Consider the following 20272-nt stretch of genomic DNA (forward strand, 5'->3'; position numbering starts at 1 on the left):
TCAAATTCTAAGAAAACGCGAGCATTTAAGAGAAAAGTGATTCTTCATAGAGGGAGTAATACGTAATAATCATGATGTATTTACAGCATGTAACAACCATTACGTGATATAATTGGAATGTTTATGGATAAGGATGTGGTGATGATAATATGATGTTGTGGTTTCGAAATTTGCCTCAAATAAATATGGATTTTTCTGAATGGACCCCTTTTATTCGAAAAATAACTGGTTTCGGAAAAATTATATGAAGTTTGTTTATCTATTGATGCTCGCTATTTTTCTAGCACCTAACTTATTAGGGGAAGGGTTTTCTTTTATAAGCACGTTCACTCTTCTCACCCTTCTTCTAATTATTGTTGCTGTTTTTATAGTACATGAGTTCCTCCATGTTCTTGTTATACATAATAAAGGTGACATTAGCCTAACAGTAAAAGGTATATTTTTTTGGATTAATACAAATGCAATTTTATCCAAAAAGAGATTTTGGATTTTTATGAGTCTACCTATTATCGTATTGTCGGTATTGCCTGGTATTATTTCTTGCTATTCATCGGGTAGTATCAAATCACTCATGTTATTTATTGGTTGGGTAAACCTGATAATCTCTTCTTCCGATATAGTTAATTCATTTCTAATCCTAATAAAGCCTAACAAAACAGTATTTTGGAGAGGTTATTATCAAGTAAAACAATATCCCTATATTATCAGGCATACAGACAATCATTAACGGAGAACAAATAGTGCTAATTTAGGTTGGAGGGAAGACAATGTATGTAACAACGGATAGATTGATAATTCGAAGTTTTGAATGCGAGGATTGGCCAGCAGTACTTGAATACACTTCGAATATAAGTAACATGAAATATATACCGGAAGGGGTTTTTAACGAAGAGACAGTTAAAGAATTTATTAGAAAAAACATTGGCGACCAAGCCCGAAATTTTCCTGTTGTTTTAAAGGATAATGGAAAGCTTATTGGTCACATTGTATTTCATAAATATTTTGGTGAGCATACATATGAAATTGGATGGGTATTCAATCCCAGTTTTCACAGTCAAGGCTACGCTTCAGAAGCGGCATTATCCATATTGAAAAATGGATTTGAGGAAATGAATCTACACCGAATAATTGCAACTTGTCAGCCAGAAAATTTACCGTCTTATCGAATTATGGAGAAGATCGGAATGAGACGAGAAGGTTATTTCAAGAAATGTATTCCCTATCAAAATGAATGGTGGGATGAATATTACTACGCTATACTGCGGGAAGAGTGGAACCAACGGTCTTCAACTAACGGGTAGAATAACTAAATAGATCAACATTGCATTAAATGGAAAACATATTCAATATCATGTTTTCAATGCCTACAACATGATATGATTACTTAGATGATAAGTCTAAACTTATTAAGTTGGAGGATATTTATGAGTAATAATAAAGAAAACGTAATACTCTATATAAGATTTAAAATTAAAAGTGAAAAAAAGGAAGAATTCAAAGAACTATTATCTGCTAATATGAGAGCGATGGAACATGAACCAGCTTTTGTAAGTGCCGTTCTTTCAGATGATATTGATAATTCAAATGAGGTTACTCTTTTTGAAATCTGGAAAGGAACAAAGGAAAGTTGGCTAAAAGAAGAACTTCCTAAACCTTATAGAAAAACATATGAGAATAAACTTGTGGATTTAATCGATGAAAGAATAATTAGTTATCTTACACCAACGAATGAGTGGAGAACTAATTTAACAAACAAAAAGATAGATTAATTAATAATTTAAAGAGTGACTTGTCTAAAAAACAGGTTGCTCTTTCTCATTTTAAAGAAAGGACTGAAACAGAGTCTGTAAACTATATTTTATAGTCTCCCATATCCACTCTTTCTATTGCAGCCGCTGTTTCAATTTCGGGGTTAGTCTAATACTTGTTTTACGGTGACTGACGGTTTTTGTAATTTGAAAAACCGCGCGAATTCAATACATCCAGTCTAATACTTTATTTTCTCGGCACACTTCCGTGCAATGGTCCTTATGTGCTCATTCTCCCATACAGTACTGGATGTCTTTAAATTGTCATAAACACCGACAGTATTGACAGCGCTTTCTTGGCTGGGTAATATTATAAATATACCAGAAGTGAACTATAACTTGTCCTATAAACTGTTGCTATACTGTCGTTTTTATATGGAATATTGATTGTTGTGAGGATGGTGGCTACGATAATGATGTTTACAGTGGGGTGGAAATACATATAACCGTGGTTCTTATCTAGTTTGTTAATTATATATAGAAGGGATGGTCTTATTTATGGTTAAACGCACGAACATCTTGCTGTTGACGCTTATCTTCTCATTATCGATGCTGCTCGCGGCATGCGGGTCAGGCGGCTCGAATTCAGGTCAAGGAACGGACGCGGGAGAAGCGAAGTCTGCGGGAGAACAGGCGAATTCCGGGCAGGACGCTGCAGGGAAGAAGCTGTCTGGCAATATTACGGTATGGATTCATCCGTATGTTGCCGAGGAGAAGAAGGATGAGCTGAAGACGGTGTTTGACGGAGCGATTGGAGCGTTTAACGAGAAGCACCCTGATGTCAAAGTGAAGCTGGAAGAGATTCCGTGGAAGAACCGCGAGCAGAAAATATTGACGGCCCTTGCTGCGGGCAATGGTCCAGATGTATTCTATCAGCTTCCTGACCAGATTCCGCAATTTGCTAACAAGGACGTGCTTGAACCGTTAACACCTTATTTAGAAGACAACAATATGGACGATTTCTCTCCCGGCTCTTTGGAAGCGGGAACGTATCAAGGGACGTTATATGGATTGCCTATTCTCCAAGAGGCACAAATGATGTTCTATAACCCTGACATCATTAAAGACATCGGTGAAGACCCGGCGAACGTGCCGAAGACGTGGGATGAATATAACGTCTGGGCGGAGAAAGCCGTCGCCAAAGGATATTATGCCCGGGATTTCAACGGGGGTGCCGCATGCTGTAACGCGACGTTGTATCCGATTCTGTGGCAGTTCGGCGGAGATGTAATCGACGACAGTCAGAACGCAGTCATCAACAATGCTGAAGGGGTTGCTGCCTTCCAATTCATTAAAGATATGTATAACAAAGGGTGGATTCCGAAGGACTCCATATCCAATCAAGATCAGTTCCCGGAATATTTGTCTGGAAAAATGTTATCGGTATGGGGAGCGGGCGTTACTCTGAGCGTGCTAAAGACCGAGAATAGAGACTATGTGACCGGTCCGCCGTTAAAGGGGAAGGCAGAAGCAAGCTTTGGAACCGTCGGTATGTTCGTTGTGCCAAAAAACAGCAAAAATAAAGAAGCGGCGGCTGAATTCGTGAAGGTGCTGACCAACACGGAAACGCAAATGGCGTTCAACAAGCTGGCGAATTATATTCCGACTCGCAAGTCAGCTTCCTCCATCTACGATAATGATGAAGATATGAAGAAGTTTCTTGAGGTGGCGGCCTATGCCCGCCCGGGCGTGATGAGTCCTGTCGCAAGAACGATTATGCCTAAGATTCAAGCGGAAATCGCTGCTATGCTCGAAGGCGGGAAGACGCCTCAGCAAGCGGCGGATGCAGCGGCCAAAGCCATTCAAGACGAACAAAGCAAAGGGTAACGAATGCTGAAGCGTTGATTCGTTAAGGATGCGGGGGATCATCGCAAGCAGAGTTGCGGTGGCCCCCGCTATTATTAATTAATGGGATCGTAGGTGATTACTTTGTCAAAAGCGAACGGTCAGGCCGAGCCGCTGATCCTTCAGCACAAACCGCCATTAGGCAGGCGATTCCGGCTGGAATTCAAGAAAAATGCGATCGTGTACGTGTTTTTGATTCCGATTTTGGCCCACTTTCTCGTATTTCAAATATTTCCGCTCGCCTTTAGCTTTGTGCTGACGTTTATGGACTGGCCGATTATTGGTTCGCCGAAATATGTAGGGCTTGCGAATTGGAGTTATTTTTTTCAAGACGAGATTGCTTGGAAAGCGATCTGGAATACCGTGTTGTTTTCCGTTTATTATATTTTGCCGACGATGGGCATGGGGCTGGGATTGGCGCTGTTGGTCAACTTCGGCGTGAAGGCTTCCGGCTTTTTTAAGAGCTTGTATTTCCTCCCTGTCGTTACGTCCTTCGTTATTATTTCCGGTATTTGGGCTTGGCTCTTCAAAGGCACGGAATACGGGATGATCAACTATATATTGAGCTGGATTGGCATCGATACGCAATTGTTCTTTTCCGATTCCAAGCAGGCGCTGCCCGTATTGGCCGCCTTGAGCGTGTTCAAAGTAAGCGGCAGCACCATGGTTTATTATTATGCAGGCTTGAAATCAATCCCGAGCCATCTGTATGAAGCGGCCAAAATCGACGGCGCCTCGAAGTGGAGAACGTTCTGGAGAGTGACCTTCCCCTTGCTGCTGCCGATCCATTTCTATGTGGCGATTATTACGACGATCGGTTCTTTCCAAATATTCGATTCCGCGTATTTGATAACGGGCGGCGGACCTAATTACGCTACGACCACTCTTGTGTATTACTTATACGAGGAAGGCTTTACAGGACTTCGCTTGGGTTACGCCAGCGTCCTTGCTTATATTTTGTTCTTTATTATTTTCGCCATCTCGCTCGTGCAGCGCAAATATTTGGGGAAAGATGTGCACTATTAAGCTGCACGTTACAGCAGGAGGAGGAGCTTGCTTTGACTGTCTCAATGAAGAAGAACGTATTTGTATACCTGATGCTCATGATCCTCGGAATCATCTTCTTTTTCCCATTTGCGATGATGATTTTAGGTTCGCTGCAAAAGGTGGAAAGGGCTACGGCCGATCCGTTGTTCTGGATCCCGACCAATCCCACGTTGTACAACTTCAGCTACATTATGAACCAAAGCTCGTTCGTGCAGTGGATTAAGAACTCATTGGTCATCACCATCGTCCCTGTTCTGGCGCAAATCTTTTTCGGAGCAGTGCTTGGCTATATTTTTGCGAAAAAGAAATTTCCCGGTCGTGAATTCGTGTTCTGGACGATGATGGCTGTCGTCATGGTGCCCGGACAACTGCTCATTATTCCGAAATATGTCATGTTCAGCCAATTTGGCTGGATTAATACGTATGCTTCGATCATTGTGCCAGAGCTGTGGGCGATTATGGGCGTGTTTCTCGTGCGGCAATTCATGATGACCATCCCGAAGGACTTGGAGGAAGCGGCCTATATGGATGGGGCGGGCGACTTTACGATTTTCTTCCGCATTATGCTGCCGCTTGCTAAGCCGGCCATTGCGACGATCGGGACGTTTGCCTTCATTAGCTGCTGGAACGATTTGTTCACGCCGCTCATCTTCATGACATCCGAGGATATGTTTCCGATTACGGTGGGGCTGGCCTCCATTTTGACGAAGGAAGGGAATTTCGGGGTTGAGATGGCCGGCTCTGCGATTTCATTCGTGCCCACGTTCCTCATTTTCATTTTCTTCCAACGGTACTTTACGGAAGGCATCGCTATGACGGGACTTAAATCTTAACGATTCGCGAAAGCGCGCAATACCGCACAAGAAAGGGAGAATCAGCATGATATCGGTTGTAGCATTGGATGGGAAAATCAAGACGATTACCCTCCCCGAGCCGAATGTGAAGCAGAACTTCGTCTTGGTTGATACGGAATACTCGGCCATCAGCCCGGGTACGGAAATGATGATGTCGGAGAAAAAAACGGACCGCCCGATCCCGCTGGGCTACAGTGCCGCCGGCATTGTGCGGGAAGTGGGAGCGGGCGTCACTCATGTGCAGGCGGGACAGCGCGTCGCGTGCTACGGCGCTCCGTTCGTGCGGCATGCCGGCTTGTTGGCCGTGCCGAAGCATTTGCTCGCACCCATTCCCGATGGAATGGATATTCGGGAGGCTGCTTTTGCTGGCCTGGGCGCGATAGCGATTCACGCGCTGCGGCAGGCCAATCTCCAGTTCGGCGAACAGGCGGTTGTAGTGGGACTGGGTATTTTGGGACAGATGATGTGCCAAATTGGGAACGCTGCGTCCTATCATATGTTAGGCTATGATCTGCTGTCCGAACGCTGCGAGGTGTTGCGCCAATGTGGAGTCGACGACGTGCATTCGACGCTGGAAGGGATCGATGCGTGCATTCAAGACGCCACCGGCGGAGAAGGGGTGGATACCGTCTTTTTGTGCACAGGACGGAATGCGGCGGGGATGATCGATCAGGCGCTCACTTGGATTCGGGATCGCGGCAAAGTGGTCATCGTCGGAGACTTGGAAATGGAATTCAACCGGGAGCTGATGTTCTCCAAGGAAGCGCAAATCTTAATCTCCCGTGCAGGCGGCCCAGGCAGATACAAGCGCGAGTATGAAGTGGACGGCATCGATTACCCGAAAGGGTACGTGCGTTGGACGGAAGGAAGGAATGTGGGCGAATACGTGCGCCTGCTCGCCGAGAAGCGAATCCAGGTCGCGCCGCTCATCTCGGCAGAGATGCCGGTGGAGGAAGCCGCGGCAGCCTATGAACGATACAAGACCTCTTCACGCGATACGATAGGTATCGTGCTGTCTTATCTGCCATCTTCTTCGGCAGCGGAATGAAGGGAAAGATAGCTGTTCATGAAATGAAATCGACATTGGCGACGAACGATAATCCTGCAGGATTTTCACTTCCAAGCGGATTGAGAATATAATTGACCGCTGTAAACGACACTACCACGACATATATCGCTCCGGGAGGAAGCGGATTGCTGCTGCTGTTTTTGTACACTCTTATGCCTTGCCAATTGTAAGGCGGCGTTTCGCTTAGGCCGACAATAGGATCCATATTTCCATCCAAGAGCACTGGAGGAGTTAACGTCTGCACCAACACAGGGGTCGGTGGACTAAAATTATAAACATCAACCCGGGCCACATGGGCATTGTCGGAAAAGACGCATAAATTCACGTTAATTGTAAGCGGATTAGCGTTACCGATGCCGCCGCTTCTTGCGGCAAATCCTCTGCTTTGACCATCGGATGTAGTTGAATCCCAAATGTATCGGGGATTTATAGTGGGGAAAGGCCCGTTGTCATTCGAATATTTAATTAATTGGGGCCAAAGAGTATAGCGGGGGATAACCGTGGCTTTATTGCCTGGCGCTCCGCTTACGGCCAAAGCAATGGCTGTATCCCGGTCATTCGCAACATATACGTTACTGCTACTAACTATTATAGCCTGACCTACAATAGGCATTTGATAACACCCTCTTCTAGATGAATGTGCTTCGCTGCTCCATGGTATTCACGATAGGTTAGATGTGACGGGGCGCAGAAATTTATTTTGTAAAAACAAAAAAAGGTTTTCTTTTTTATTTCAATTTGGTAGGATAAAAGAAATTGAATGCTGTATGTAACTGGCGAAAATAGTGGGAGCAACCACGAGGGAGCATACAGTCGGATGATACCGTTCGCCTGGGTAAAAGTGTTTGTTGAAGACTCGCTTGTTGAGCTTTGGCAAATGCTTTTTTTTGTTTTTCACATTTCACATTATTGCAATCGCTATGCCACAGGAGGTTATACGATGGGAATGGTCATGAAAGCAAAAGAAGCCGCGGATGCCGTGTACAACGATATCCGGAAGCGAGTGGAGGAGTACGCGTCACAGGGACATCTTCCTTGCATTGCCACGATTCTCGTAGAGGGGGATCTCGCCTCCGCTTATTATGCGAAGATGAAGCAGAAGGCGGCGGATAAGTTGGGGGTAACGTTTCAACTGCATGCCTTCGGAAAAGATGTAACGGAGCAAGAAATATTGGAGCTTATCGCCGAGCTGAACGCTGATCGCGACGTGCATGGCATAATGCTCGAATTGCCTCTGCCGGAGCATCTGTCCGCGGCGGCAATAGAGCAGTCCATCGCGCCGCTCAAGGATGTCGATGGTGTAACGCCGTTCAACAAGTTGGCTACAGTAACTGGGGAGCGCGGAATCTATCCGGCCACGCCGCAGGCCTGTATCCGTCTGCTTAAGCATTACGGTTATTCACTGGCGGGCAAAAATGTTACGCTGGTCGGGAGAGGGCAAACTGTAGGCCTGCCGCTCTTCCACATGCTGCAGCGGGAGCAGGCGACCGTGACGGTCTGCCATTCCCGCACGCCCGATCTCGCTTTCCATTTGCGGCATGCCGAGATTGTGTTCGCGGCGGTCGGACGCCAGAACCTGATTACACGGGATATGGTGCATCCCGATCTGGTCATGGTGGATGCAGGGATCAACGAGTCGGACGATGGGACGATTGGAGGCGATATTGCGCGGGATGTGGCGGATGACGTTGCAGCTATTTCTCCGGTTCCGGGGGGAGTCGGCACGTTGACGACGGCTATTCTGTTCGAAAATGTATTGCTGGCGCTGGATTACCAGCTCAGCGAACAGGAGGCGGAGCAATGAATCAGGCCATAACGTGGGACAGTTCGATACGGAGCTTTCTGGAGCAGGCGGGCAGCGCCGATCCGACACCGGGTGGAGGAAGCGTGGCCGCGCTCGTAGCGGCGCTCGGCGTAGCGATGAGCGCGATGGTAGGCAATCTGTCGCAGGGCGAGAAGTTCGCAGGCATTCGGGAACAAATTGAGCTTACGCTGAATGAGATGGACAGTCTGTCTGCGCTATGCGAGGAGCTGCTTGCCGACGACATACGCACGTTCGGGCAGTACATGGAGGCGCTGCGGCAGCCCAAGGGGACCGAGGAAGAGCAGGTGAACCGCAGACAAGCGCTGCGCGAAGCGACCTATGCGGCCATCGAAGTTCCGCTCCGGCTGCTCCGGGTATGCAGAGACGGGATGCGCATTGCAGCCGCCATCGCGGAGACGTCTAACAAGAACGTCATTTCTGACTTGGGCATTGGGGCGATTTTGTTCGAAGCGGCGGCCCAATCCGCCTATTTGACAATTGAGATTAACCTTGCCTCGGTGAAGGATGTGGAACGGAAGGGAGAGTACGCAGAGCGATCCTCTCAATTGCTGCTGGAGATCGGGCAGTTGAAAGAGTCGACGATGCATACAGTCCGTCAACGAATCGCAGGATAGGGCATATGTACAACGTCAGTATGAAAAAGGCCGACGGTTCCCGGTGGAATCGTCGGCTTAACGTGCGGTATGGATACGTTATGAAGAGATAGCTTGCTGGCGCTGATGCCGATCGGTATACAATACCTTCGTCATGAGCCCAATCGAAGCGACAATCAAGGCTGCAGGAATCCAGAAGATGCGCGGCGTTACCCCTTCAATTAACAACGGCAGGAAGTAGCCGATGAGAGAAGCCGTCTGGGAAATGAATACGTACAGACTGGCGCCGAAGCCCGCCTTGTGGATGAACATGCGCTGCACATAGCCCATGCCAACGCCATACAGCACGGACACGAAGAACGAGTACAACGGCTGCATAAGGAAAAATACGGTCAATGACCCGCTGACGCTGTAGGTCAAATAAGTGGCCAGTGCAAAGGTACTGCCGAGCAGGATAACGGGCTTGCTGCCGTATTTGGCGGCCCAGTAACCGGCCATCGTCATGAACAAGAGCTCGAACACGGCCTGCGTGCTCCAAATGTAAGACATCAGGCGCGGATCCCCGAACTGTTCGTGTACGACGAGCGGCAAATACAACCCCCGAATGGCATCGGCGCAGGACAGCAGAAGGATGGCGAACAGCATGATGAGGGAGAATGGTTCTCCCTTAATCGCCTTATTGGCAGATGCCTCTGCCGTAATTTCTTTATAGAACAGCAGCAGGATGAACAAGGCCGCATACCCCGCCATATTCCCCCACAGCACGCCCTGGAACGTCGCCAGCAAATACAAATTGGCTCCGAGCAGCAAACCCGTGAAGAAGCCGACGCTGTACGTCGCGCGCAGCCAAATCTGGGCGATCTCTACGACGTCCGGTGCCATGCGCGTAAAATGATTGCGGGCCATCGCGAACAGCTGTCCCATAATCATGCCGGAGGGTGCGGTCGCCAACGCCATCCCGATAAGTGCGGGCATGTAGCTTGCAGCATTCATATAGATGAGCAGACCTGCCATGCAAATAAGGGAAGCGATGATCGGAATCGTCTTCTTCCGCTTCATGCTGTCACTGATGAATCCGACCGAGATCGTAAGCACCATATTTAGAAAGAGTGAAATGGCGAAAATCGAAGCAATCTCGCCTTTGCCGAGTCCTATCGACTCCTTTAAATAAATGGCGTTCATCGGCGCCAGAATCCCTGTTCCGATTCCGTACAGAAAGAGGGTCAGCAGGAGAAAGCCCGCGCCCTTAATCCTCATAAACACCTTAAAATCCTGCCATATGTGCATGAAGGAGTCTCCTTCCTCTAAAATGTCATCTATTTTCTACCATTATGCGCATGCTTGAATGATTACGACAAGCATTAATATCATAGTTCCAATCGAGCTGCACCCTCTGAACCTTGTTCATGTGCCGCCACGCTTTGCTTCACTCTCCCCTCCAGTCAGTAAACGGTTTCTGATGGATTGGGAGAGTGGACAAAAGAGGCGTTTCAAAGGATACGGTGGGCATCATCGGGATGGATATAAATGAATAAAACCAGAATGCCGGACTAGTCCAGTTTAAATTCATTTGGCGATCAATCAGAAGTCATTAAAATATAGAAAGCGGCAGGAGCGTCATGCTCCTGCCGCTAAACTGCGTCAAACCGTTAAATCCTTGGCTCGTTAAATCGCCCAATTGCCCTTGCGGAAGATTGGCTCGACAGTACCGTCTTCATAAATGCCGTCAATGTCCATCTCCGCGGAGCCGATCATGAAATCGACGTGCGTGATGCTGATGTTCACGCCGGCCGCAGCGAGCTCTTCCTGTGACATCGTCTTGCCGCCCTCCACGTTGAAGGCATAGCCGCTTCCGATCGCCAGGTGATTCGATGCATTTTCATCGAACAGCGTATTGTAGAACAGGACATTCGATTGCGAAATCGGAGATTCGTGCGGCACGAGCGCAACTTCGCCCAAGTAATGCGAACCTTCGTCGGTGTCAACAAGCTGCTGCAAAATGTCTTGTCCCTCTTCCGCTTCGACCTTCACGATGCGCCCGTTTTCGAACGTCACTTTAAAGTTATTGATGAGGTTGCCTCCGTAGCTGAGCGGCTTCGTGCTTGACACATAGCCGTTCACGCCGGATTTGTGCGGTACGGTGAATACTTCTTCGGTCGGCATGTTCGCCATGAATGGAACGTCCTGCTCGTTCGTGCTGCCCGCGCCTACCCACAGGTGCTTCTCTGGCAGCTCGATCGTCAAGTCCGTGCCTGGCGCTGTATAGTGCAGCTTATGAAAATGCTTGCTGTTCAATACATCCACTTTTTTATGTAAGGTCGTGTTGTGCTCTTTCCAAGCTTCCACCGGATCAGGCGTGTTGAGACGCACAGATTCGAAGATCGCATCCCACAGCTTCGCGATTCCTTCTTCGCCGTTCAGCTCTGGGAACACTTTGGCTGCCCATGCTTGGGTCGAAGCCGCGACGACCGTCCAGCTTACTTTATCCGATTGAACGAATTGGCGGAAGCGCTCCAATGCTTTGCCCGACGCCTTCTGATTGTTGCCGATCCGCTGCGGATCGATGCCCTTCAGCAAATCTGGATTGGAGGATACGATGGAGATGAACGCTGCTCCTTTATCCAGAAATGCGTTGCGCTTCTCGACTTCCCACTGCGGGAACTGAGTGAACACGTCGTCCGCCGCTTTTTCGAACTTCAAGCGCGTCAGCGTATCGTCCGTCCATTCAACATGGACATTGCTTGAGCCTGCACCGTACGCTTTGCTTGCCACGAGGCGAACGAGGGGTGCCATTTCAAGCGAGCCTGTCACGAACACGGGTTGCCCTTGCTGTACGTTTACGCCTATCTTCACGATGAGCTCAGCGTATTGTTCCAACTGTTGTTCGAATGTTGCCATATGTCATCACCTTTTTCAATTGTTATAGGGTCTTCATGGAGCCTGCCGTGATACATTCACTATACCTTATTCGCGGGCGGCTAGACAAACTATTACCCGAAGCGCTCTCGGCGTAGGAGTTCCCAGCTGTCGTGACGGCGGAAGCAGTATCATCTCGGACAGAGACGGTGGCATCGCGGACGCCAACAAAATAGCAGAATAATTGTTCGAATAAAGCTGCATGAATAAGAAAGAGGGGCAGTATCTGCCCCTCTTTCTCTGCTGCATTATGCCTGCGCTGTCAATGCGAGCACGCTTATACAGCGGTGCTGCTCTTGCGTTTGAGCTATACGCCCATACGTTTGCGCTGATTGTTGATTTTCTTCGTGTGTTGACTCTTCATCATTTGATTGCCTGCAGCCTGATGCTGTTGCTGACCTTTCGCTTGGCCTTGCGCTTGTTTCTTCTGTTGCAGCATCCGCTTTGCCGCGTCTGCCAGACTCACTTTTTTCACTTCTTCTGTTTCTGCAGCGTTCGGCTTATTATCTTCCATCATATTTTCACCTCAAATGTAATTTCAATTTAGAATTTGACCTATCTGTTCAATAGTATCACATGTTCTTGTATTTATAATAATGTGTTTACGTTACCGTCAGCAATCCCTAATTAGGATTAATGTGTAAGAAGTAGGGGCGGAACCAAGTATTCTCTTCAGGGATGTGCGACTTGCAAATCCTTTTCTCCGTTTAGACCCTCATACAAGGAGTAATTATGATCGGCACCTGCCACACACAAAATACGTGTCCCAGACGGAACAATAAAAGAATGATAAGGAAAATGGGTTTAGAAGAAGTAATGGAGGGACAAAAACTTGGCTAAATTACAACGATTGGCTACAAAAGAAGATGGCATCGTTGTTGTTTGGAATTCTTAGAGAAGTATGAAACTGCTCCTTTGGCTAATAAGACATTCAAAGAAATGTGGTTAAATACCGACAAAATGCACTACAACCTTAATAATGTTCGTAAGAAAGGTCAAGGTGGTCAAAAGTATTTGGGCTTGGAAGACAGCCAAGTACAGACCTCACGAATATCGTACAGAATTAAACGATTTTAAAAAAAGAATGCTAAGAATGCTAGTATGTAGATGGACTTCACGTTAATCCAACCTATACGACAATCGCTCATTATTGGCTAATTAAACAAATGGTACAAGAACTCTTACAACGATTGGGCTAAAAATCCGATTACACATCCATTAGCATCTAGAGATAAAGGGTTTCATAAAGTATTTGATTTGAAGATATAATTTACCTTAGGTAATATCCAAGACCCACCATCAAAATAATAAGTATTAAAAGTAATTACAATATAGAAGGGATTTTGAAATTTAAGTAGAATAACTTTATAGTATTCCTTAGAATGCTTGGAGGTCATATTTTTGTTGCTTTACTATTGATATATATCATCTGTCTAATAAGTTAATATAAATTAGGAGCTGATATATTATGATATACAAGAACTCACTCGATGGTATTTCTTCTGATATGTTAAAGGGCTTTTTTGTGGATTGGCTTAATCCACCAAATCCACAAACTCACTTCATACTGTTAAAGAAAAGCAGTAAAGTGATTATTGCGATTGATGATAATACGAATCAAGTAGTTGGATTTATTACAGCGATAAGTGATGGAATTCTATCTGCCTACATTCCATTTCTTGAAGTTTTACCAGAATACAAAAATAAAGGTATAGGCAAGGAATTAGTAAATCGGATGCTAAAAGAACTTGATGACATATATATGATTGATTTATGTTGTGACGATGACTTAGTTCCTTATTATGACAATTTCGGAATGACGAAGACAAATGGTATGATTTTGAGGAACTATAAAATGCAATCTGGAAGTTAAAAAAATAAATATAAGCCAAAAACGCTTGGAAATTTGTCCAAGCGTTTTTGTGTGCTAAATTATCACTAATTCAGCTTCAATCCGTTGGCAATCGCTTGGGCGGCCTCTGCCCGTGTCGTGTTCCCGGTAGGAGCGAAGCGGTTCTCCGCCCGGCCTTGTATGAGACCCAGTGCATGCGCCGCGGTCACATATTCAGTTGCCCATGGAGAAATGTCCAGCTGATCCCGGAAGGTTAAGGCGCCCGAACGCGGCGCTTGCATACCGGCAGCTGCCTCGTATGCCCGAACGAGCATTGCCGCCATCTCTTGGCGTGAAATGGCTTCGTCGGGGGCGAACCTGTTGTCCGATTTGCCGGTTGCGATCCCGGCTTGGACAGCGACTGCTATCGGCTCCGCATACCATTTGCCGGCAGGGACGTCAGCAAACTCTGCCTTGCCTGACTTCCCTAGATGGAAAGCCTTTACTAGCAGTGCCGCAAACTCGGCGCGGGTCACCGGACGGTTCGGCTCGAAGGTCGTTAGTCCCGTCCCTTGTAACATTTGCTTTGCCGTCATTTCTTGGATGATGCTGTGCGCCCAATGGGCAGGAGACACATCTGTATAGCGCTTGTTGTATTCCAACACGGCATATTTGCTAAGCTTGTCGAATGCCCCTGTAATCTCTCCTTTCCCCGTAGATCCACCGTGATACTCCAGCGTTCCATCATTACGAATCGCATAGATTCCGACCAGGTGCGGGTTCGGCTTCCCATCCAGCTTCCAGGTTACGGAGATAGGCTGAACCAGCTTCTCAACCGGTACGAAATCGCCATTCTTCTTGACGATCATGAGCTGTAACTGGTAGGCAGAACCTGATAAGGTGAGTCCGCTCTTTGCGGATTTCGCGTTTTCAAGGCTAAGCCAGTCTGGTAACGGGTTCACCCTCCATGAGAGGTGACTGTCTGCCCGTTCATCCTTCGCAACCATGCCGGACAATGCTTGGAGCGCCTCCGCAGGGAAGCGGGCCGTCCACCACTTAGAGCTCAGTTCCAGACTCTTGCTTGCCAGCAAGTCTCCCGTATCGAGGGGCATAATGATTTCCGTAATGTCGTCTGGCATGGTCAGAGCAATGCGGATGCCGTGTGCCGACGCACCGGTTATATCTTTTTCAGCAACAATAAACTGCTGAGCGGGCTTCGGAAGCGGATCGGCAACCATGCTGCCGCTCGTGCCGTTTCCTTGTGAGCTGCTGCCGGACGATCCGCTGCCGCTGTCTGGCCTCTCGCCCGGTCTGTCGCGGCCTGGTCCCTCCGGTTGATCTGGCTCAGATTTACCTTTGATCAACTCACGTGTGTCCCTGACGCGCACCCAGTAGCCGCCAGAGAACTTGCCTGTCACGCCGATGGCTTCGAGCGTATCTCCTGGCTTAAGGACAGGCGGTTGACCGCTCTGTTCGGCGATATATCCGTCAATGAAGATCAGAGCCTCGCCCGTGCCATCATCCACATAGATCGTATGATCAGGGATGCTGGACACCCGCTTTACGACACCTGACAGCTTGACGAGCACTCCCTGATTCGCTTCATCCTTCGCAGCCCCTGTAGTAATTCGTTTCGGTTCTAATGGTTGCCCTGGAACCTTGTTCAGCTTAAGCACATTCTTATCGAAATTGTCGAACATAATCTCCACATTTTGCTCGAACACCTTGACATGCCCGTAGATGCGGACTGTATCTCCAAGCTGGAGCGAATCTTTCGGCACCTCGTTAAAGGCCATGATGCCGCCCGTTCCGTCTTGCACATAGAACGCGTCAAAGAATACGCCCGCGGCGGTCGTTACTGTTCCTTCTACGACAATGTCTGTTCCTTCCGGCTGTGTGCGCGCATCGCCAATCGGCACGACCTTCGTGCCACGGTGGGCAAGCCAGTTGAACAGGTTGGCCGCCAGACGGACGTTATCGTTCTTTTCACCTGTATCATCCAGTTGTCTGTCATTGAACAGATTCATTCCGGCGACGACGATGCGCCCCGCTCCGATTTCCTGCGAAGCAATAAGCGGGATGGCCGTTCCGCCCTGTTCACCGGATGTGTCGTATGCTGTTCCTTTCGAGGCAAGATTGAACTGGTAGCTGGTTGCGTTGCCTCGCGCAATGATGGTGACGGGGTCTGAATCCGCCAACGGCTGCTGGCCCAGTCTCATCAAGCTTGCGCCGCTATAGTAATCCACTCTGCGCACAAAATCCGTCACATAGTTGGCGACTGGTTCAGGGTGGGCCCGGACCGACCAGAGGCTGCTTGCCGGATTCGACCAGAAGTTTCCGTCCTCACTGCCGTCATACACGCCATCATCGTTGAACTGGATGACCGAACCGAGTCGTTCCAGCAGCGGGTTATTCATAGTCGGATCGGTGCTGTTGTTGCTCTTGCTGGCAAGCATCAATGATCCCCCGTTGTTGACGAATTCAGCGACGGCCGCCTGCTCGCTCTCCATGAACGGCTTGTTCTTATGTGGATGGGAAATGATCAGGACAGATACATGCTCCAAAGCTTGTTGAGTCAAGGGCTGGTGGTTCTCAATGACTTGGTAGCCTTCGGCGCGAAGCAGCTTGGTCAGCTTCTTGAATTCGTCCTTGTATTTCCCGGAATCTCCCGTCGAATTCTCATTGCCGTGTGCCGCGTCAATCATAACGGTAAGACCGAGCTGCTCCTTCACATGGAAAGTCCGCACAAACTGATTGTTCTCTGGCGCATTGCCGGCTGGCGGATTGGCGATGACGGCAATGATATTTCGGTCGCCTCCCGTCGGAGTGTTCCATGTCACTTGAACGCGAGATACGGTCTTCGGCGATAGGGAGGCCACTTCGGCCGTTCCGATCAGATGCGATTCCTTGATCTCATCCGCATAAAATTGAACTTGAAGGCGCTCAAGCTCGCCTTGGCCGAAATTGCTGATCAATGCCTCCAGCACGGCTGGATTGCCTGCAATGATATTGCCTTCGCTTGCCTGAATATCCTGAACCCTGACATCCACCTTGACTTCTTTCGTCCAGATCGGAGAAGCATATACCCGATTGCCGTCCATTTGCGTAACTTTCACAAGGAACCATTGCTGTCCGCCGGGAACGGCAACCTCGGGATTCCATGAAAAGCGTTTGTTCTCATCCGTAAAAAGGTCGGGCTGTGTCTCCGGTGTAATGAAGTCGGCGACATGGCCGCCGTTCGTAATCAGTTCGACTTTTTTGATCCGCTCATCCGGTGTAAAGCCAGGTGGGAGATAGGTGTAGGGTTGAGCGGAAGTTCCGCCTATAATGGAGAAGGCAAGTGACTGACTGTCTACAATTGATCCCATATAATACCCGTTGGCCTTGACATCAAGCGTAAAATTCGGATTCTCCGACATATAAACACGCCGGTTCCGCATCGAATCGAGCAGCGATTCCCGGGTCAGTTGTTCGGCGACGACAACTGTGCGCCGCATCGTCTCGCCCCACATCCCATTATGATGATCCTCCCCGAACGTCGGTGCAACATGCCATCCTAAATCCAATGTCTTATAATACAGATTTTCAATATTGGAATAGGTATATTGTCCGGAACCGTTGCCCACTTCAAACATCGTGAACAGTTTATCCACATCTTGGTCGTACGGAACGAATGCGTTAAATGGCGGGGTGCTTCCGCCCCAGTTCGGATGATTGAATTGACCGATGAGGTCGTCGTAGGTTTTGGCCCATTTGTAGAATTGGTTCAAATTTTGATAGATGCCGTTATTTTGAATGCGATCGATAAAGTTCTCTGTTCCGAAAATATTGGAATGGCCCCACACCGTGGAGGTCATCTCATAGGAACGGAAGGCAACAAATTCCTCATCTTGTGTACTGTCTTCAGAGACTTGCTTCAGCTTCTGCCATGCGGAGGCAGCTTGATCCGCGCTGCCGGTCCGTTCCGGCATGCCTTGGCGATCGATGTTGTCCTTGGCCTCGCGGCTGCTGACGTCGATGTCATGGGAATGATCTGTAAAGGCGAACCAGTCATAGCGATGCTTCTTGGCAGCGGCAATCGCTTGTTCTGGTGTTCCTTTCGCATCATGCGAAATGCCGGTATGATTGTGCGACGAGCCCCGGTAATGGTTCCCGCCTTCAAACGTCGGCAACACGCGGAACGTCCACGCATGCTTGCCTGCATTTCCCTTCGTATCTTTGGCTGTCACTTCTATTTTGTTGCTGCCCGTCTTCAAGTCGCTGTTCAGCTTGATGACGACCCTTCCGGCAGGCGCATCGAAGGCAGGAGCTAGCGGCTCGCCATTAAGCTGTGCCTGCACCGAGCCCACATCTATTCCGCTTGGATCGAAAATGTGTACGGAAATTTCCGGACGTCTGTTCTCCGTCTGAGAATAGTCGGCAGGCAATTCTTCAGAAAACTCCGGACCTTCCTGATCTTCCACGAGCATAAGCTTAATCGGAGCGTCATCTGTGCCGGCTTGTTGCGTCTGCGTGCCTGCGATAGCTTTAATGTAATATTCCAATGCGGACCCAGGGATATCGGCAGCGTGAATGACGGCTTCATAATGGGAGCCGTCTTTAATTGTCATCGGAAGGACAGCGTAATCGGAGCTGCCTGCCTGGCGGTAGTAGAGTATAACGGACTCCGCATGGAATGATGTGGCCGCAAACTGTAGATCCATGCCGGTATATCCTTCTGTGACAGGAGTATGTTCCAGCTGAAGAGAGCCGATGATGTCAGCCTCCTCACGCGGATATAATTCATATCCCGAATCGAAAGGAGCATACGTCTTGTGTTGTCCGACGATGCCCGTGAACCAGTATGATTGCTGCAGCAACAGCTTCCGTACGGCATCGATGCCTGTACCGTGGAATAGCTTGACGTTCATCGTTTGCCCGTTCTCGTCGGTAATCGTGACGTACGTGTCTGACGCGGAAGGAGACAGCTGAGATACCGTTCCGCGAATGGTCACGAGTCGTCCTTCATATGGCTCTGCAGCAGCATAGCGGTTCAGATCGGCGATGGTAAGCGCGACTGGCTCCGGAAGCGGCTCCTGCTTGATGGATGTGACGGATTGGGGGACGAGCAGCGTCATCCCATCGGCAAAATCGACCATCCCGGTGATGCGAAGCCTATCGCCGCGCTTGATGTCCAATCCGTGCGCGATTCCGTCCAACACTTTTACGCCGCCTGTGCCATCCTCAATGAAGAAGTTGCTGTTTCCCTCACCGAATAGCTGATTGTCAACGGTCACGATGCCCTCTACGGTCACTCGGGAACCTTGGTTAATCGGGATGCCGCTGCTGCCGTTCACCCGCAGATCGGACAGCGGGATCATGCGATCAGAAGGATCGTGACCGTCAGCATCGACCCGGACCATGCGGCTCTCTTCGCGGCCAGCAAGGGTAGCGGACACATAGGCTGTATTCTTCTCGCTCGGATTATCGAATGAGATAGCAAAGGAACCGTCAGACTCCGCCTCTCCTGAAGCCGCCTCCGAATACAATCCGCCGTCCATTACATAAATCTTGACGAGAGAGTCGTGCGGCACCGCTTCAGAATGGCCATATACGGCTGTATAGACGGATTGGGTAACGGCGGAGTAGTTGTTCTCCAGCCGAATGAGCCCAGCGTTCGGTGCGGGCGTTATCAAGGCCGGCTCCGGTGCGGTGCCGGAATGACGGATGTATATGCTGTTGCCAGGATCGGCTATCGTGTGAATGACAAAATCCGCCCCGGTATTTTTTGTGAACCAGCCGTTGCCCAACCCGATGATACCCCGCGGATCGGTTCCTTCGTTTGTTTTGCGGAGCAACGTCCCTTTTTTAAACGCTTCCACACCGATGTGCTCCTCATCGCTATCTGGAGAAGGCGCGATGACGGGGCTGCCCCAATATTCGTTCGGCAGATTACTGTTGCTGTCGCTCCAAGTGAAAAAATCGACGACACTCGAATCGTCTTTGCCGCTAATCGTATCTTGCTTGTTGACCAGCGCGAGCTTCCCGCCGGCTTGCCCCGGATTGACGGAGGACGTATCATCGGCGGATACAGGCAGCGGAATGCCATTTGTACCGCTCCCGCCGGTAATTAAGTAATAGCCATGCGCCTTAATGGTGCCAGATAACGTTTTATTGTTGGAAGCGCCGGGCTTGGCGGAAAATATGGAATTTTTGGCGGCGTATTGAAGGGACCATCCGCTCAAATCCACATCTTTGTCCGTCGGGTTGTAGAGCTCGAAAAATTTCGTGTTGTAAATGGCCCCGCTATTGCCGCCAGCCACATATACCTGACTGAATACCACATGTGGAGCACCCGCTGCTTCGGTCCGCTGCAGGAGCCCCGGCGGAATCAGGGACGTGACGAACATAATGAATGCCAGCGTCAAGCCTATCCATTTCCGGGTTATGTACTTGTTCCTCAATCGAATCATTTCCTTTACCTCCTATATGAAATGGAATGAAG

14 protein-coding genes, 1 pseudogene and 1 riboswitch are annotated in these 20272 nt (G+C 48.8%); of the genes and pseudogenes, 10 read left to right on the forward strand and 5 right to left on the reverse strand.

Features of this window, described 5'->3' with window-relative positions; translation table 11 throughout:
• Positions 1–185: 185 nt before the first annotated feature.
• From LQV63_RS25895 to LQV63_RS25925, 7 genes and pseudogenes are all read left to right on the forward strand, one after another.
• Positions 186–727: pseudogene (locus LQV63_RS25895) on the forward strand (DUF3267 domain-containing protein).
• Between the two features lie 40 nt (positions 728–767).
• Positions 768–1301, forward strand: a complete 534-nt coding sequence (locus LQV63_RS25900) for a GNAT family N-acetyltransferase (protein ID WP_233698836.1) — start codon at positions 768–770, stop codon at positions 1299–1301.
• A 123-nt stretch (positions 1302–1424) separates the two neighbouring features.
• Positions 1425–1769: an antibiotic biosynthesis monooxygenase gene (locus LQV63_RS25905; protein WP_233698837.1), complete on the forward strand. Its 345-nt coding sequence runs from the start codon at positions 1425–1427 to the stop codon at positions 1767–1769.
• A gap of 537 nt (positions 1770–2306) precedes the next feature.
• Positions 2307–3635 (forward strand): ABC transporter substrate-binding protein, encoded by a 1329-nt coding sequence (locus LQV63_RS25910; protein WP_233698838.1) that lies wholly within the window; start codon positions 2307–2309, stop codon positions 3633–3635.
• Between the two features lie 102 nt (positions 3636–3737).
• Positions 3738–4679, forward strand: coding sequence for a carbohydrate ABC transporter permease (locus LQV63_RS25915; RefSeq protein ID WP_267934203.1), 942 nt, complete (start codon positions 3738–3740; stop codon positions 4677–4679).
• A gap of 44 nt (positions 4680–4723) precedes the next feature.
• Complete coding sequence (locus LQV63_RS25920) at positions 4724–5533, forward strand: carbohydrate ABC transporter permease (protein ID WP_026010884.1); 810 nt, start codon at positions 4724–4726, stop codon at positions 5531–5533.
• A 46-nt stretch (positions 5534–5579) separates the two neighbouring features.
• Complete coding sequence (locus tag LQV63_RS25925; RefSeq protein ID WP_233698839.1) at positions 5580–6602, forward strand: zinc-dependent alcohol dehydrogenase; 1023 nt, start codon at positions 5580–5582, stop codon at positions 6600–6602.
• Positions 6603–6618: 16 nt separating this feature from the next.
• On the opposite strand, the gene LQV63_RS25930 is transcribed toward LQV63_RS25925, so the two are convergent.
• A complete protein-coding gene (locus LQV63_RS25930) occupies positions 6619–7236 on the reverse strand; it encodes a hypothetical protein (protein WP_233698840.1) in 618 nt (205 codons plus the stop codon).
• A 146-nt stretch (positions 7237–7382) separates the two neighbouring features.
• Positions 7383–7467: riboswitch (ZMP/ZTP riboswitch) on the forward strand.
• Between the two features lie 96 nt (positions 7468–7563).
• On the opposite strand from LQV63_RS25930, the gene LQV63_RS25935 reads away from it, so the two are divergent.
• Together LQV63_RS25935 and LQV63_RS25940 are read left to right on the forward strand one after the other, a co-directional pair.
• Positions 7564–8427, forward strand: coding sequence for a bifunctional 5,10-methylenetetrahydrofolate dehydrogenase/5,10-methenyltetrahydrofolate cyclohydrolase (locus tag LQV63_RS25935; RefSeq protein WP_233698841.1), 864 nt, complete (start codon positions 7564–7566; stop codon positions 8425–8427).
• Complete coding sequence (locus LQV63_RS25940; protein ID WP_233698842.1) at positions 8424–9062, forward strand: cyclodeaminase/cyclohydrolase family protein; 639 nt, start codon at positions 8424–8426, stop codon at positions 9060–9062. The genes LQV63_RS25935 and LQV63_RS25940 overlap by 4 nt, the downstream gene beginning before the upstream one ends.
• Positions 9063–9140: 78 nt before the next feature.
• Here the strand turns inward: LQV63_RS25940 and LQV63_RS25945 are convergent, their stop codons facing one another.
• The 3 genes from LQV63_RS25945 to LQV63_RS25955 all read right to left on the reverse strand — a co-directional run bounded on the left by LQV63_RS25945 (position 9141) and on the right by LQV63_RS25955 (position 12474).
• Entirely contained in the window at positions 9141–10328 is a 1188-nt protein-coding gene (locus tag LQV63_RS25945; protein WP_233698843.1) for an MFS transporter, read from the reverse strand.
• Positions 10329–10706: 378 nt separating this feature from the next.
• The gene (locus tag LQV63_RS25950) at positions 10707–11939 is read right to left on the reverse strand and encodes an aminopeptidase (protein ID WP_233698844.1); all 1233 of its coding nucleotides are present in this window, start codon (positions 11937–11939) and stop codon (positions 10707–10709) included.
• 325 nt (positions 11940–12264) lie between these two features.
• Positions 12265–12474, reverse strand: coding sequence for a hypothetical protein (locus LQV63_RS25955; protein WP_026010883.1), 210 nt, complete (start codon positions 12472–12474; stop codon positions 12265–12267).
• 951 nt (positions 12475–13425) lie between these two features.
• On the opposite strand from LQV63_RS25955, the gene LQV63_RS25960 reads away from it, so the two are divergent.
• The gene (locus LQV63_RS25960) at positions 13426–13830 is read left to right on the forward strand and encodes a GNAT family N-acetyltransferase (RefSeq protein ID WP_233698845.1); all 405 of its coding nucleotides are present in this window, start codon (positions 13426–13428) and stop codon (positions 13828–13830) included.
• A 65-nt stretch (positions 13831–13895) separates the two neighbouring features.
• Here the strand turns inward: LQV63_RS25960 and LQV63_RS25965 are convergent, their stop codons facing one another.
• Positions 13896–20240 (reverse strand): DUF4350 domain-containing protein, encoded by a 6345-nt coding sequence (locus LQV63_RS25965; RefSeq protein WP_233698846.1) that lies wholly within the window; start codon positions 20238–20240, stop codon positions 13896–13898.
• Positions 20241–20272 lie beyond the last annotated feature (32 nt).

It is taken from the genome of Paenibacillus profundus (assembly GCF_021369635.1).
GTDB classification, from domain to species: Bacteria; Bacillota; Bacilli; order Paenibacillales; family Paenibacillaceae; genus Paenibacillus_B; species Paenibacillus_B profundus.

Bases quoted from the DNA above. Each gene is read 5' to 3' on its own strand.
- LQV63_RS25900 (WP_233698836.1), top strand. From the start codon at position 768: ATGTATGTAACAACGGATAGATTGATAATTCGAAGTTTTGAATGCGAG.
- LQV63_RS25905 (WP_233698837.1), top strand. From the start codon at position 1,425: ATGAGTAATAATAAAGAAAACGTAATACTCTATATAAGATTTAAAATT.
- LQV63_RS25910 (WP_233698838.1), top strand. From the start codon at position 2,307: ATGGTTAAACGCACGAACATCTTGCTGTTGACGCTTATCTTCTCATTA.
- LQV63_RS25920 (WP_026010884.1), top strand. From the start codon at position 4,724: ATGAAGAAGAACGTATTTGTATACCTGATGCTCATGATCCTCGGAATC.
- LQV63_RS25925 (WP_233698839.1), top strand. From the start codon at position 5,580: ATGATATCGGTTGTAGCATTGGATGGGAAAATCAAGACGATTACCCTC.
- LQV63_RS25930 (WP_233698840.1), bottom strand. From the start codon at position 7,236: ATGCCTATTGTAGGTCAGGCTATAATAGTTAGTAGCAGTAACGTATAT.
- LQV63_RS25935 (WP_233698841.1), top strand. From the start codon at position 7,564: ATGGGAATGGTCATGAAAGCAAAAGAAGCCGCGGATGCCGTGTACAAC.
- LQV63_RS25940 (WP_233698842.1), top strand. From the start codon at position 8,424: ATGAATCAGGCCATAACGTGGGACAGTTCGATACGGAGCTTTCTGGAG.
- LQV63_RS25945 (WP_233698843.1), bottom strand. From the start codon at position 10,328: ATGCACATATGGCAGGATTTTAAGGTGTTTATGAGGATTAAGGGCGCG.
- LQV63_RS25950 (WP_233698844.1), bottom strand. From the start codon at position 11,939: ATGGCAACATTCGAACAACAGTTGGAACAATACGCTGAGCTCATCGTG.
- LQV63_RS25955 (WP_026010883.1), bottom strand. From the start codon at position 12,474: ATGATGGAAGATAATAAGCCGAACGCTGCAGAAACAGAAGAAGTGAAA.
- LQV63_RS25960 (WP_233698845.1), top strand. From the start codon at position 13,426: ATGATATACAAGAACTCACTCGATGGTATTTCTTCTGATATGTTAAAG.
- LQV63_RS25965 (WP_233698846.1), bottom strand. From the start codon at position 20,240: ATGATTCGATTGAGGAACAAGTACATAACCCGGAAATGGATAGGCTTG.